This window comes from Rothia sp. P5764, from assembly GCF_048512965.1.
GTDB lineage: Bacteria > Actinomycetota > Actinomycetes > Actinomycetales > Micrococcaceae > Rothia.
In genome coordinates this window covers 44330-58821 of record NZ_JBLXXQ010000001.1, presented here as the reverse complement: position 1 = coordinate 58821, position 14492 = coordinate 44330, and the positions used below count along the sequence as shown (strand labels likewise).

14 protein-coding genes are annotated in these 14492 nt (G+C 56.3%); 10 read left to right on the top strand and 4 right to left on the bottom strand.

Features of this window, described 5'->3' with window-relative positions:
- Window positions 1-26 precede the first annotated feature (26 nt).
- The gene (locus ACN08Y_RS00280; RefSeq protein ID WP_419099362.1) at window positions 27-641 is read right to left on the bottom strand and encodes a 5-formyltetrahydrofolate cyclo-ligase; all 615 of its coding nucleotides are present in this window, start codon (window positions 639-641) and stop codon (window positions 27-29) included.
- Window positions 642-734: 93 nt separating this feature from the next.
- On the opposite strand from ACN08Y_RS00280, the gene galU reads away from it, so the two are divergent.
- From galU to ACN08Y_RS00255, 5 genes are all read left to right on the top strand, one after another.
- Window positions 735-1643, top strand: a complete 909-nt coding sequence (galU, locus tag ACN08Y_RS00275) for a UTP--glucose-1-phosphate uridylyltransferase GalU (protein WP_419111042.1) — start codon at window positions 735-737, stop codon at window positions 1641-1643.
- 185 nt (window positions 1644-1828) lie between these two features.
- Window positions 1829-2716 (top strand): hypothetical protein, encoded by an 888-nt coding sequence (locus ACN08Y_RS00270; protein WP_419111538.1) that lies wholly within the window; start codon window positions 1829-1831, stop codon window positions 2714-2716.
- 126 nt (window positions 2717-2842) lie between these two features.
- Window positions 2843-4489 carry a CHAD domain-containing protein gene (locus ACN08Y_RS00265; RefSeq protein WP_419111537.1) on the top strand — a complete coding sequence of 549 codons (1647 nt, stop codon included), beginning with the start codon at window positions 2843-2845 and terminating at the stop codon, window positions 4487-4489.
- A gap of 392 nt (window positions 4490-4881) precedes the next feature.
- Window positions 4882-5313: a hypothetical protein gene (locus ACN08Y_RS00260; RefSeq protein ID WP_419099365.1), complete on the top strand. Its 432-nt coding sequence runs from the start codon at window positions 4882-4884 to the stop codon at window positions 5311-5313.
- Between the two features lies 1 nt (window position 5314).
- Complete coding sequence (locus tag ACN08Y_RS00255) at window positions 5315-6241, top strand: LysR substrate-binding domain-containing protein (protein WP_419111536.1); 927 nt, start codon at window positions 5315-5317, stop codon at window positions 6239-6241.
- Between the two features lie 46 nt (window positions 6242-6287).
- On the opposite strand, the gene ACN08Y_RS00250 is transcribed toward ACN08Y_RS00255, so the two are convergent.
- Window positions 6288-7337, bottom strand: a complete 1050-nt coding sequence (locus ACN08Y_RS00250; RefSeq protein WP_419111535.1) for a mechanosensitive ion channel family protein — start codon at window positions 7335-7337, stop codon at window positions 6288-6290.
- A 149-nt stretch (window positions 7338-7486) separates the two neighbouring features.
- On the opposite strand from ACN08Y_RS00250, the gene ACN08Y_RS00245 reads away from it, so the two are divergent.
- The 3 genes from ACN08Y_RS00245 to ACN08Y_RS00235 are packed head-to-tail and all read left to right on the top strand — an operon-like array spanning window position 7487 to window position 10312.
- Window positions 7487-7966, top strand: coding sequence for an NUDIX hydrolase (locus tag ACN08Y_RS00245; RefSeq protein WP_419104909.1), 480 nt, complete (start codon window positions 7487-7489; stop codon window positions 7964-7966).
- Window positions 7967-7968: 2 nt separating this feature from the next.
- The gene (locus ACN08Y_RS00240) at window positions 7969-9084 is read left to right on the top strand and encodes a glycine betaine ABC transporter substrate-binding protein (protein WP_419111855.1); all 1116 of its coding nucleotides are present in this window, start codon (window positions 7969-7971) and stop codon (window positions 9082-9084) included.
- A gap of 10 nt (window positions 9085-9094) precedes the next feature.
- Window positions 9095-10312: a pyridoxal phosphate-dependent aminotransferase gene (locus tag ACN08Y_RS00235; RefSeq protein WP_419099370.1), complete on the top strand. Its 1218-nt coding sequence runs from the start codon at window positions 9095-9097 to the stop codon at window positions 10310-10312.
- A 100-nt stretch (window positions 10313-10412) separates the two neighbouring features.
- Here the strand turns inward: ACN08Y_RS00235 and ACN08Y_RS00230 are convergent, their stop codons facing one another.
- Complete coding sequence (locus ACN08Y_RS00230; protein ID WP_419099371.1) at window positions 10413-10649, bottom strand: exodeoxyribonuclease VII small subunit; 237 nt, start codon at window positions 10647-10649, stop codon at window positions 10413-10415.
- A 61-nt stretch (window positions 10650-10710) separates the two neighbouring features.
- Window positions 10711-12012 (bottom strand): exodeoxyribonuclease VII large subunit, encoded by a 1302-nt coding sequence (xseA, locus tag ACN08Y_RS00225; RefSeq protein WP_419111534.1) that lies wholly within the window; start codon window positions 12010-12012, stop codon window positions 10711-10713.
- Window positions 12013-12147: 135 nt separating this feature from the next.
- Here xseA and ACN08Y_RS00220 point away from each other — a divergent pair, with 135 nt between their 5' ends.
- Both ACN08Y_RS00220 and ACN08Y_RS00215 read left to right on the top strand, forming a co-directional pair.
- On the top strand, window positions 12148-13380 hold the full coding sequence (locus ACN08Y_RS00220; RefSeq protein WP_419111533.1) for a hypothetical protein: 1233 nt from the start codon (window positions 12148-12150) through the stop codon (window positions 13378-13380).
- A gap of 20 nt (window positions 13381-13400) precedes the next feature.
- A complete protein-coding gene (locus tag ACN08Y_RS00215; RefSeq protein WP_419099374.1) occupies window positions 13401-14492 on the top strand; it encodes a 4-hydroxy-3-methylbut-2-enyl diphosphate reductase in 1092 nt (363 codons plus the stop codon).

Below are 14492 nucleotides of genomic sequence, written 5' to 3'. Positions count from 1 at the left end.
GGTGAGGTAAGTGTTATAACCGGGTGCTATTGTACTCTGTTCTTGCTGCCAGTACCCAGTTGCCGTAGTCCCTGCTCCGTCAGCGCGTAGTTGAGGGTTGCGTCCCACTCAGCGTGGGGGAGCCCATCGAGTATCTCGCGGGAGAAGACAAGACCGAGTGTTGAAGCATCCATTGCCTGGGCCGGCAGTAGCTTGAGAAGCCGGTCATAGTAGCCGCCTCCCTGGCCTAGCCGGTTGCCGTGCATATCGTAGGCTAGGGCCGGCACTAGCCGGATATCAGCCTCAAGAAAAGCCTCTGCCCCCAGCCTCTGACCTAGCGGCTCGGATATCCCTAAGGCATTGGTCACTAAGGGTGCCACCGGGCTCCAAAGAACCCAGGCCAGCTGACCTTGAGGGAGAACAACGGGGACGAAAACACGGTGCCCGGCGCGGTGAGCGTAGGCTAGGCCATCGAGGATAGGTGGCTCAGTGGGTAGGGGCAGAAAAGCTGCTATGGTCGAGCCTTCAGGCAAAGATTCCCAGAGACTGCGTAGGTGACCGGTAAAGGCTTGGCTCACAAGGTTTAGCTGGCCAGTTTCCCGTCGCCGGTGCCTCAGATAAGCGCGTGCAAATGTCTTGTACTGGCTGGTAGCTGGAGACATGTTGATAATCTTTCGAGCCTAATGACGCAATTAATGGTGCACAATTTATCTAGCATATAAGCAGGTTATGCAGTGTTTTTAGGTATTCTGATGATTATGACAGAAAATAAATCACTTCCCGTGACCAAGGCGGTTATCCCCGCTGCAGGTCTCGGCACTCGCTTCCTTCCTGCAACAAAGGCAACCCCCAAGGAAATGTTGCCTGTTGTTGACCGCCCCGCAATTCAATACGTGGTCGAAGAGTCGATTCGTGCTGGCCTGAACGATGTTTTGATGATTACCGGCCGCAATAAGCGCGCCCTTGAAGATCATTTTGACCGCGTTCCTGTTCTGGAACAGCAGCTTGAAGAGCAGGGTAAAGATGCCTTGCTTCAGAGTGTCCTAGATTCCAACGACCTGGGTGAGATTCACTATGTCCGCCAGGGCGACCCCAAGGGGCTTGGCCACGCAGTTCTGCGCGGTAAGGTGCATGTGGGCAATGAACCATTCGCTGTCCTTCTGGGCGACGATCTCATCGATGAGAAAGAAGACCTGCTCTCAGAGATGGTTGCCGTTCAGCAGAAGACCGGTGGCTCCGTCGTCGCTCTGATGGAGGTACCCGAGGAACAGATTTCTGCTTACGGTTGCGCCGCTGTTGAAGCTGTTGAAGGTGAAGATGGCTTCGTCAAGGTAACCGGCCTGGTCGAGAAGCCCGCAGCTGAAGAGGCACCCTCCAACCTTGCTGTGATTGGTCGTTACGTCCTTTCCCCCAAGGTATTTGAGGTGCTGGAAAATACCGCCCCTGGCCGTGGTGACGAAATTCAGCTCACCGACGCTCTACAGACTCTTGCACAGGGCTCAGGCCAGGGCGAAGGTGTCTATGGCCTTGTCTTCAAGGGCCGCCGCTTTGACACCGGTGACAAGCTCTCCTACCTCAAAGCCAATGTCATTCTGGCCTCCGAACGTGATGATCTTGGCCCCGAGCTACGGAGCTGGATTAAAGAATTCGCTGCAGAGCTCTAAAGACAATTTAGAGCGCTAATTTTGATGCACGATCTGCGCCATGCAGGGTATCTACTTGGATGTCAAGTAGATACCCTGTTTTCTTACCTGAACCCGCCCCCGCAAAGCAGGGTCAGCGGGTGTGCTCTGCGGTAGAATAGGTGAGTTACGTTTATACTTTTCTGCTATTGAGATGGGGGCTGTCTATGGAGCTGCTAAGCACCTCAGGCATTGTCTTGCTTGTTTGTGTACTTGCGGGGCTCTATCTGGTCAGCCGCCGCACAAAACCGCAGGGAACTGCGACGATTGGCGCCGAGAAATACGCTGCTGACGTCATGGAAGAGGCCCCTGAGCCCACTAGCCCAGAGCGTTCACTCGAATCTGTGCAGACCCTTACCGCTAGATCAGAAGGATCCCCTTGGACCGGTTTCGTACCGCGTTGGGGCCGTCTGGCAATCTTCTCGCTAGCCTGCCTGGCCCTTTTCCTTGCACTGGTCACAGGTCTTATGAGCCTGTGGGCAAGCGCATCTTTCGCCTTCCCCCTGTTCTGTCTGCTTGTTGCTACCGGTTCTCTTACCTTCTTGCGTGTACTTGCAGTTCGAGACAGGGACCGCCGTCGTGCCCGTACCGCCCTGACCGTTGAGAAAGCTCGCAAGGCCCATCGTCCTTCGGGAAGACAGGGCGCTGAAAGTAGCGTGAACCCGCTTTCCCACCCCGAAACCTCATCCATTGAACTGCGGCCTGCACCTGAGCGCCCTGCCCGCGCTCGTCAGCAGATGCCGGTTAGTCACGCAGCTAAAGCACTACGCAAAGCACGTACCCAGACCCCTGCGACCGCCCTGAGGCCCTCTCTGGCTCCTGCGGCTCAAAGGGACACCGAGCTCACCCCTCGCCTGAGAATGGACGAGGCTCTGCCCGATACTAGCTGGCAGATTACAGAGGTTCCCCGCCCGACCTATCTTGATGCACCCACAGCGCATAGGGAACTACCTACCGTGAATGAGTCAGAGCCTGAGCAACTGAGCCAGACTAAGACTCTTGCGGAGGCCGCTTCGCTCAATCTTGACGATGTCCTCAGGCGTCGGCGGGCCTAGACAAATCTGTGAGCCGCAGAGCTCATCGAAAGAACTGAATCAAGCGCCTGCCCTGAACCTAGGGCAGGCGTTTTTGCATGGGGCGGTTTAGCCGCTACCGCTGATCACCACAGTGAAGGATTCCTTATGGTTGCTCACCACCTAGAAGTTGAACGTAAATACGAGCTTGCAGACCTAGGCGGGCAGGCTCCGGTTATCGCCTGGCAGTTTGAGAGCTGGATAGCTGATACCCCTGTTGTAGAAGAGCTCTATGCAACTTACTTTGATACGCCGCAAGGTCAGCTCGCTGCCCACAGCCTTGCCCTCCGCCGGAGGCTAGGCGGGTATGACGAGGGCTGGCACATCAAATTTGATGTTTCCGGTGACCGCCATGAGGTATCTTTCAGCCTGGCTGAGAACCCCGAAGATATGCCCGAAGACATTCGACGTTTTGTGCGGGTGCTGACCGCTGGCAGTGCACTTGAACCGCGAGTTGGTTTAGCTACCCACAGGAGCAGGACTGTTATCCGTAGTTCAGATGGCCAGGCATTGGCGGAAATCTGTGATGACCGTGTCCAGGCCCTTGACTACGCCACCGGAGTTGAGCGTGCCTGGCAGGAGTGGGAAATAGAACTTTTAGAGCCGGCGCAATCGGATGCCAACCTTGCTCACAAGGTATTCTCCACGGTCGAGGAGCTACTTCTAGCGGCAGGGGCAGGCCCTTCATCCTCTCCGGCCAAAATTACGCGAGCGCTCGGAAAGGACGCTGAATTTGAGCGCCGCCGAGAGGCTCACCTCAAACAGTCGGAAGGCTTGCCCGAACAAGGGGTTGAGCTATCCCCGGTTGCCTCTGCGGATGCCGTTTGGCGGGATCCGGCTACCTCGGCCGACATGCTGGCAGAGATTGTGAACCGGTACAGCATTGAACTGGGGCAGGCTGATTTGCTGGTCCGGGCAGGACTACCTGATTCCAGTCACCAGGGGAGGGTCATTGCCCGTCAGCTACGGAGCGTGCTTGCTTTCATGGCGGTTCCCTATGCCAAAGATGAGCAGGCTAAGGCGCAGCTTCAGACGATTTTAGGTGGTCTTAAAACCTATGCATCTGAGCTTGAACAGCATCGGAACGGCGAGCTTATCCTGCCTATGGCTCAGTTAGGCCTTGCACGGACGCAGCTGCTAGGTGATAAGGACCTGGCTGAACTTGCTCATCTGGAGCAGGAACAGACACAGGAAGGCCTGGTGTCTGCTATGACCTACCTTAATTCGTCCCAGAGGTTGAACCTCCAGCAGTCTCTGCGTGATCTGCAAAAAGATTTGGATAGGTTTGTAGATTTACCTGCACAGCGTGAAAAGTACAGTGCTAAGGTCGCTCGGCGCTTACAAAAGAAGATGGTTAAGCAGGGACTTAAAGCGGTGAAAGCCTGGCCTGACTCTGCAGGGGACTTCGCGGTCACCACCGCTTACGATGATGGTGTTCATGACCTGCGTAAGCTGGCTAAAGCTACCCGCTACTGCCTGACTGCCTGCGCCGATGCAGGCATCTCTTTGAGCGAGGGGCAGGAGACCTTGCTCAAGAGCGCTCGCTTACTTCAAGCTGAGCTGGGCAAGCTCACCGATGAGTTGACTTTTCTTGACTGGCTTAAGGGCTTGAATGAGTCCTCCACTGCGGGGCTAAGCCCCTTTACTGTGGGTTGCCTTGCTGGGCGTAGTGAGCATGTAGCCCAGAAGCTGCGGGAAAGTATCCATTCCTCTGTTCCCCCAGTCCTGCAGAAGATTAGGTCTATTGACCTTTAGAAGAGGCCCTCTGAAGCGGAGAACCTGGCGCGGTCAAAGAGAAAGGCGGAGGTGCTGGTTGCACCTCCGCCTTGCATCACACACAGGAAGAAAAGTTATCTTGTTGACCTCCTAGCAGGCCTTCCCACAAGGCCCTGAGCTATTTGGTAATAAAAATATAACCTAATTCTGTGGCCTATGGCTAGGGGGTCCCTGTAATTTTTTTAGATTTACCTATTCTTAAAGATAGGATAGCCTAAATTTTAAACTATTAGGCCATGTCAGGGCTCTATTTGCCAATAAATTGTGAGCTTGCTCTCACCTTCTGGAAGGCTGTTGCCAGGCCATGCCGTTAGACTGGGGGAATGAGGGAATGGCTAGAAGGCTTGCACTGGAGCGCCGCAATAGGATTCATGTGGCTGGTAGGCATAGTGCGAACAAGCATCGTCTTTTCCCTAGGCTGGCTGGCCTCGACCGGTAGCAGTCGCTTCCACAAAATTCGCTACCTGATGGACCACCCCCTCTACCGCAGAGCCCAGTTTTTTGTGAACCGCTGGGGTGTCTTGGCAGTTCCCGCCTGTTTTGTGACGGTTGGCTTTCAGACCGCAGTTATCCTCACGACTGGCTTTACCCGCATGCCACTTACCCGATGGGTACCAGCCATGCTCGTCGGCACTTTCTTCTGGGGAACAATTTACGCAACGGTCGGTATGTCGGTGATTTGGCTCTGGCTAGAAAACCCGGCTGTTGCCCTCTCACTGGTGCTTATATTCCTGATCCTTGTGCTGCTCATCCGGTGGCACGGTGCACGGCGTTCAATGCCCCAACTGCCGAAAGGTAAATAGCGTGATACTCAGCCAAGCTATCCTCGCCCATACAGATTTGTTAGTAGATGGACACACGGATCGCTATGAGCAGGTTGGTAAAGTGCCAGGCCTGTGCGTGGGCTTTGTGCCCGGTGTGATGCCGGGTAAGTGGTTCAACCGTTGGCGCGATCGCTATTCGGCACTGGCCCCGCTGACCGATGTGGCACTTGGGGAGAGCAAAGGGCTTGCCGCCCTCGATGCCTTTGCCGATATGGTGCTTGTGCGAGCCGAGGATGAACCTGCAGCGCGCGATAAGAACCTCTACCACGCTATTGAGCTCTACCGCGAAGTGCCCGTTGTCGTTCTGCCCAAAGACCATCTGTTCACCCTCCTAGAGGCGATCCCGGTGGCTGATCTGGCTGAGGAGTTCCTACTTCAAGATCCTAGGGAGATAGCGGGCTGGGAACACACCGAGCAGACTCGTATCGTGCAGGAATCCCGCCCGCTACCTTCCATGAGGCACCGGGCCGATGCCGTAGAGCTGGTCGCCGCTGGTCTGGGCTTGCTGGTGGTGCCTATGTCTCTTGCCCGCTTCTACCACCGCAAGGACGTCACCTACCGCCCTGTTGAAGGACTAGAAGAGTACCAGGTCTTGCTGGTCTGGAAGCGCCAGGCACGCCCAGAAGAGCGGGAAGCTGTGATTCAGGATTTTGTGGGTATTACCAGGGGCAGAACAGCCGCCTCTCAGAGGGGCAGTGACACCCGCGAAACCGCCTTAGAGAAGCAAGGCCGTGAAAAAGAGGAAGCCAAGCGTAAACGTCAGGCCGCCAATAAACGGCGTGAAGCCGAGGACCGTAAGAGACGCAATGCGCAAAAGAGCGGTAACCTGCGGCAGTTCCAGGCCCAAAAGGGTGCTAAGCCCGCCCCCAAGGGGAGCGGGCGCGGTAGCCGAGGCAAAAAGCGCTAACCCCTCCGGTGTCCTCCGTAGGGTGCACCTATGCTAGACGCTGACTTTACTTCTTGTCGAAGGCGGAAGCGTCGGTAAATTTTTGGGGTGTGGTGCTAGCGCTAGCGACAGAACCATTACCGTGCACTTGGCTGTGAATTACCGACTGCTGAGCAAGCGGGATACGAATTCCTTGCTTATCCATAGCCTTTTTGAGTTCGGCGCGGAGTTTACGGCCCACAGCAAACTGCTCGGACGGGACAGTAGTCACCGTCAAACGTAGAATCACGGATTCGCCGGTCACCGACTGGACACCTAGATACTGGGGTTGGCCTGACACATTGCCCTTAATCCCGGGTAGTTCAATAGCCTCCTGGGTGGATTTGACCAGGAAATCAGCCATTTCGTCGATATCTGCCTCGTAGGGGATAGGCAGGTCAATAACGATTCGTGCCCAGCCCTGGGACGAGTTGCCCACTCTTAGGATTTCACCGTTGCGCACATGCCACAGGGTGCCCTGGACGTCTCGTACCTGGGTCGTACGTAGGCCTACAGCTTCAACTTCCCCTTCTGTATCGCCTAGATTAACCCAGTCACCGATACCTAGCTGATCTTCAGCCACAATAAAGATGCCCGAAAGGAAGTCCTTGACTAGGGACTGCGCGCCGAAGGACAGCGCCACACCCACAACACCGGCAGATGCGATAACCGGTGCAATATTGAAACCGAGCTCAGCGATAACCATGACGATGGTGACGGTCCAGATCATGATGGCTGAAACTGACCGGAGAACGGAGCCTACGGTGTGAGCGCGCTGGGCCTGCCGGGCGGAGGCCAGGGACGTATCTGAGGACCAGCGTTTAGCGAGCAAGCCTTTCTTATCTTCGCTGGCTACGATTCGGCTTCGAGTCCCGCGTGCAATGGAATCAGCGACATGCCTGATAACCACCCGTACGAGTATGTGCAAAATACCCCCGATGGTAAGAATCAGAAGGATGCGAAGCGGTGCACCCATCCAGAAATCTATGCTGGTCATCCGCGCCATGATACTTTCTGCTGCAGCGGTTCCCTGCTCAAGTGAAGAATTCTCTGCTAGTACATTCCCTGAAAAACTCATACCCAAGAGCCTAATACCTTTTCTTCTGTAAAGCTGAAGACAAACCAGGTAGATGAGCGGTAGCTGAATATGGTGGTGGGGCTGGCAAATGACACCGGCGCAGGTCGCTAAACTGGTGGAAGAGAATCGATAGTAAAGGAAACCCTTGCATGCCTCTGCCGAAAATGGAAACCCGCCCGGCCGCCTATGCAGTAGTTATTGAAGACGAGCAGATTCTGCTAGCACGGTGGGTTCCTCACATTCCGGGCTTCAAACCCGGCCTGACCCTACCTGGGGGAGGCATGGAACCGGGCGAACAGCCAGCAGATACTGCCCGGCGTGAGGTGCTGGAAGAAACAGGTTACACAGTGGAACTTGATGGTCTGCTGGGCGTGCATGCCGGCTACTTTGGCCCTAACCAGGGAAGTGACCTACCTTTTTGTGCACTTCGTACTATCTACCGGGCTCATAGGACAGGCGGGGAACTGCGCTCAGAAACTGGAGGCTCAACTGACCTTGCCCTGTGGGTTCCTTTAGCCGAATTGGAAAACCATGTCTATTACTCCCTGGTTGATGAAGCCGCCCGCATGATGGGCTACCCTGACGCCCTTGCTCTGAGCCGGGTCTACCAGAAGAAAGGCGCTAAGTGACTATGCCGATTAAAGCTTTGCGCTGGCAAGTGATGGGGCTGGGGGCGGTGGCAGCCTTAGCTTTTACCTCATGTGGAGCCTCTGGGGCAGGAACAACCCATAGTTCCCCGGCAGTAGTTTCAAGCGCTACCATCCGCATCGGAACCGGACTTACACCTGAAACCAGGCACGCAGCCTACATCTATCAGGTGGCTTTGCAAGAGGCTGGTTACAGCGCGGAGGTTGTGGAAACCGGGAGGGATCGTTCTGCTATTTTCGAGCAGATGCACATCGATATGAACAGTTCAGCAACTGCCCAACCTACCTCAACATCCCCCGACGGGGACGCTGTTCATATCACCCCTGACCTCTCAGGTGACCTCTTGCTCTACCTGACCGACAACGGTTCGACAAGCCCCAGCATCATCAATGATCAGCGCACCCAGGCTCAGTCAAGAGTGCAGGCCACTGAGCAGTCTAGCCAACCGGCAACAAGCTCCGCTTGGCTAGCCTCAGCCACAGCTAGCCCCAGCCCCACAAACCTTAACGTTCGGGGTCTGAGCAGCAACGATATCGTCAGCTACGTTGACCTTGCGCTCCCCGACACCCTTGAATTGCTCAACCCCTCAGCCGCCACAAACCGTTACGGCTACGTGGTAACCGCCGCTACCGCCCAAAAATACGGTTTAGGTAGCATGAGTGACCTTGGCGAAAAATGCGCCCAGCTTAGCCTAGTAGCCCCCGATACCTACACCGCAAACCCAAGCGGCGAAAACTCACTGCGAGAATATTATGGCTGTATGCCCGACCAAGTCCGTACCACCGATGAACGGACCGAACAGGCCAAGCAGCTCATTAGGGGGCAGACGGACCTGGCCTACATGTTTTCGGCTAGTGCCGATATATCGGCCAATAATCTGACACTGCTCGATGATCCGGAAAGGACACAGCTGGCCCAGAATATCGTGCCGCTGGTGCGTGCGGGGGAAATACCACAAGAAGCCCGGGACATCATCGACGGTGTATCTGCTCAGCTCAACACCGACTCACTTATTCGTCTCAACAGCTTAACCAGCGGTGATAATGCCGTCTCAGAAACTGATGCCGCACATTTCTGGTTGAGCACCCTCAGGGGGTAATCTAAGTCTCATGGCATTCAAGCAAACAAAAAAACTTCAAAACGTCCTCTACGACATTCGTGGGCCTATCTTAGAAGAGGCCCACCGTATGGAGGCCCGCGGTCACCGTATTCTTAAGCTAAATATCGGCAACCCCGCGCCCTTCGGTTTTGAAGCGCCTGAAACCATCATGATGGATATCATCGAGCACCTGCCCTACACCCAGGGCTACTCGGATTCCCGTGGCCTCTACTCGGCCCGTACCGCCATTGTGCAGTACTACCAGAACGAGGGCATCATGAACATCACCACCGACGACGTTTACCTGGGTAATGGTGTCTCTGAGCTTATCCCCATGACACTGCAGGCCTTGCTAGATGATGGGGAAGAGATTCTGGTCCCCAGTCCCGACTACCCTCTGTGGACTGCCGCTACCCAGCTGGCTGGCGGCAAGCCGGTGCACTACCTCTGTAAGGAGGAAGACAACTGGTTCCCGGATATAGAAGATATCAAGTCCAAAATTACTTCTAAGACACGCGGCATTGTGGTAATCAACCCCAATAATCCGACCGGCGCCGTCTACTCACCTCAGCTTCTGAGGCAGATTGTAGAGATTGCTCGGGAACATGAGTTGGTCATTTTCGCTGATGAAATCTACGAGAAGATTCTCTACGACGGTGCCACCATGACGCACGTAGCTTCTATCGCCGATGATGACGTGCTGACCCTGACTTTCTCCGGTCTTTCCAAGGCCTACCGGGTCTGCGGTTACCGTGCCGGCTGGGTCGCTATTTCCGGCCCCAAGCTCGCGGCCGCCCCCTTCATTGAGGGCATTAACCTGCTGGCTAACATGCGTCTGTGCGCTAACGTACCTGCCCAGCACGCCGTACAAACAGCGCTGGGCGGCTACCAGTCCATCAAGGATTTGATTCTGCCCGGTGGCCGTCTTAAAGAGCAACGTGACCTGTCGTACCAGATGCTCAGTCAGATGGAGGGCGTGAGCGTCAAGCAGGCTGAAGGTGCGCTCTACCTCTTCCCCAAGCTCGATATTGATAAGTTCAACATCACCAGCGATGAGCAGTTCATGCTTGATTTGCTCAGGGAGCAGAAGATTCTGCTCAGCCACGGAACGGCCTTTAACTGGGGGCAACCCGACCACTTCCGACTGGTCTTCCTCCCGGATGTTCACACCCTGGCTGATGCGCTGGAACGCCTGGGCAACTTCCTGAGCGACTACAAACAGAATTAGTTGTAAAGGCCGACATATAGGCATATAGAGGCGCGCAGGCGCAGAGAAAGTGATGCCATTTTCTCTGCGCCTGCGTTCTTGCAGATTTGCGAGGCCCGGCCTAGCTAGTGGCCTGCTTGGCGGCATCTAAGCGCGCCTGGGCACCGTCAAGCCAGGCCTCACAACGAGCTGCCAAGGCCTCGCCGCGCTCCCAGAGGGCAATGGATTCTTCGAGGGTGGAAGCCCCGGACTCCATGCGGGTTACGACCTGCATGAGCTCTTCGCGGGCTTGTTCGTAGGAAAGCTCATCCACGGGGCGGGCATTAAGCTCGGTTGCAAATTCGATATTGTCGCTCACGATAATTCCTTCTATTAGTGTTTGGGTCTAAGTCGTTCTACAGGGCGGGGGAGAGATGGGGCTAGAGAGCACTATCTGAAACTGAGGTCACGGTGGCCTTCAGGCTACCCTGTGCCACACGCACTTTAAGAGCCTGCCCCTCTTCAAGGGTGCTACTGTCGCGGACTAGGGCTCCCGACGCTGTTTGTACCAGGGAATAGCCCCGTTCAAGCGTCTGCTGGGGGGAGAGCGCCGTGACCCGTGCCCTGAGCTGGCTCACCTGCTCACGGTCGCGTACCAGCCGGTTGGTGGCCGCTGTTAATGCTCGGGCTCGGAGACGCTCAATATCCTCAGCCCGCGCCAGCATGGTTGAAGCTGGGGCGGCAAGGGCCGGGCGGGAACGGACCTGGGTTAGCCCCATGCGCTCACGCTGAATCAGCAGCTCAAGAGAGCGCATCAGCTGGTAGCGGGCTGCCCGGAAGAACTCACGCTCATCGGCGACATCGGGCACGATACGCTTACCAGCGTCGGTGGGTGTTGAAGCGCGCACATCGGCCACATGATCAAGGAGAGGTGAATCGGCCTCATGCCCGATAGCAGAGACCACAGGGGTGCGGGCCGCCGCAACGGCGCGAACCATGGCTTCTTCTGAGAAGGGCAGTAGATCCTCGAAGGAGCCACCACCGCGTGCAATTACAATCAGGTCAATGGAGGGATCCGCATCAAGCTCAGCCAGGGCCGCTGTTACCTGGGCTACCGCATGAACACCTTGAACAGCTACCTCCCGCACCGCAAAGTTAACAGCAGGCCAGCGGAGACTGGCATTACGAATCACATCTTTGAGGGCATCTGAATCGCGCCCGGTAATCAAGCCGATGGTGTGGGGCAGTAGCGGGAGCGGTTTTTTGCGGCCGGCATCGAACAGGCCCTGGGCCTGGAGCTTGGCACGGAGCTGCTCAATACGTTCGAGCATGGAGCCCACACCCACCGGCTTAATGTTGGAACCTTGCATGGAGAGCCGACCGGTTTTAACCCAGAAATCTGGCTTAAGTTGCAGGACGATGCGTGAACCTCGTTCTACCTGCCCCTGGATTTTTGCCATCTCTGAACCCCAGACCGTCACCGACACTGAGACTTCCTGGTCAATATCGCGCAGGGTCAGGTAAGAGACTCGGCCCCGGTGGTTGAGCTCAATTACCTGGCCTTCGACCCAGGTTGGCACACACCGGGCTATATACTCGTGCATCTTATGGGAGAGCAGATGAAGTGGCCAAGGGTTATCGGGTGTGGTCTGGCCGGCCCGTTGGGCATGTTGCCGGGGCTCCCGCCCTTCCTCTTGTTGCTGCTGGAGTTCAGCGAGCGTAGGTTCGCCAAAAGTATTCATATACCACTACTACCACCGGGGGCTGACACTTTTAGCCTCTTAACGAGGGTCGGTCGTACTTTTTATAGCATCGAAGGGGCTTCTACAGGTTAAAACACCCCAAAAGCTAGATAAACAAGCTACTATTCAAGGACTATGGGCACACAAAGTAGGCATGATTTTAATGAGCACGGTGACGGCAACTGGACTAACCCTCAGGTCCAGGCCGAGAACCAACGTGTCATCTACCAAGAAACTCAGGGGCAATCTGCTTCCGCTGTTAGAGCCGTAGCCTACGGCACAGCAGCTGCTTACCAGCACACGCTTCCCCAGGGGCAGGGGCAGGGGCAGGGGCAGGGGCAGGGGCGTGTGCCCCAGGCACAGACGGTTCCTGCTTCTTCCTACCCGGTTCCTGTAAATCCTGCGCCCCTACCTGCCTACCCCTACCCGGCCAAACCTCCTTATCGGATCTTTCGCCGCTTCTTCTGTAGTCTGCTAGCCCTATTCACCCTCTTGTGTGGGCTAGCCGGTGCTACGGCCTACTGGGCCCAGAGCGCCATCGTCGATACCGATAACTTCACGGCTATGGCCCAGGGACTGGCGACAGACCAGGACTTCCAGAACAGCCTGGCCTCAGCGGTCACCGATGACATCATGGCTTCACCTACCATCAGCACCTACCTGGGGGACGGGAACAGTGAGACCTGGTACGGGGGCGCCCAGAACTGGTTATACGACCAGACCTATACCCTGGTTAACCAGGCCACAGGCACCGTCGTTGCCTCGGAAGACTACCCGGAGTTGTGGGCGAAAGCTATGAGTGACTCCCACCGCTATAACTTTTCGGGGGAGACCAGGCCCGCCATGCTCGACTTTTCAGCTATCTACGATAAAGCTAGTGATTCCCTGCGAGCCACAACTGGTATCTCACTTGATACCAGCGCCCTTCCCGGGCGAACCCTTATGCTCGATACCGGCGAGAGTATCTGGCCGGTTAACACAAGTATTAACACCCTGATAGGGTTCGCGGGCCTCTGGCCGATTCTTCTAGCCGGTTGCGCTGGCTCCGCCCTGCTGGGCTTTCTGCTGTGGCCCGGTTCTAAATGTGCTCACCTGGCTTGCGTGGCTTTCATGGGTGCAGGACTTCTCTGGGCAACCGCCCTGATCGGTGGCGGAGCCTCATGGCTCTCGGGCCTTGGGCAGGGCGCAAGTAGCTCCGGTGTGCTCTTTTTCCAGAAACTCTCACAGTTAATTGCTGAATCCTTTGCCAGCTACCTGAACGGACTGGCCTTTGAGGTGCTGATTGCGGCGGTCGTCCTGACCCTGCTGGCAATTCTCATAGCGGTGCTCCGCGTAACTGCGAGACCCGCCACTGCACGCTTTCGCTAGAACAACGTAGGATAGAGACTATGTCCACTGCCGAAAAGACCATTGAACTGGGCCTGCCCACCGTGCCACGTGTGCGCCGGACCCGCCAAGAAATTGAGGCCGCCGCACCAACCGGCCCCAAAAAAGTACTTCTGGCCGCCCCGCGCGGCTACTGCGCTGGCGTTGACCGCGCGGTTATCGCCGTTGAACGTGCTCTAGAGCACTACGGTGCTCCGGTGTACGTGCGCAAACAGATTGTGCACAATCGACACGTTGTTGAGACTCTAGAAGCTCAGGGCGCAATCTTTGTGGACGAGGTAGAGGAAGTTCCCGAGGGCGCCGTCACCGTATTCTCAGCCCACGGTGTTTCTCCTGCCGTTGTCGATTCTGCCGCTGAACGCCAGCTTAACACTATTGATGCGACCTGCCCACTGGTATCCAAGGTGCACCGGGAAGCGGTCCGCTTTGCTAAGCAGGACTATGACATTCTGCTGATTGGCCACACCGGCCACGAAGAGGTCGAGGGCACAGCAGGCGAAGCCCCCGAACATATCCAGATTGTTAACTCGCCCGACGAAGTTGACCGGGTAACTGTGCGCGACCCCGAAAAGGTCGTGTGGATTTCTCAGACAACCCTGTCGGTGGACGAAACCCTTGAGACCGTTGCCCGCCTGCGCGAGCGTTTCCCCACCCTCCAGGACCCGCCCTCAGACGATATCTGCTACGCAACCTCAAACCGTCAGGGTGCTATCAAGGAAATTGCTCCCAAGAGCGACCTCGTGATTGTTGTGGGTTCTTCTAACTCATCAAACTCGGTGCGCCTCAAGGAGGTCGCTGAGGAATACGGTGCTCAGCGTGCCGAGCGCGTTGATTTTGCTCACCAGGTCGATGAAGCCTGGTTTGAGGGCGTAACCACAGTGGGGCTGACCTCCGGTGCATCGGTTCCCGAGGTACTGGTGCAAGAGGTCCTGCACCTGCTCGCTGACTACGGCTACACCGATGTTGAGGAACACGAAACCGCTAAGGAAGACATCCTCTTTTCCCTCCCCAAAGAACTGCGTGCTGCGCTGAAGAACGACACCGGTGCTCCCGCTATGCGGCTGGGCGGACGAGGTTCAAAGCCCACCCGCTAA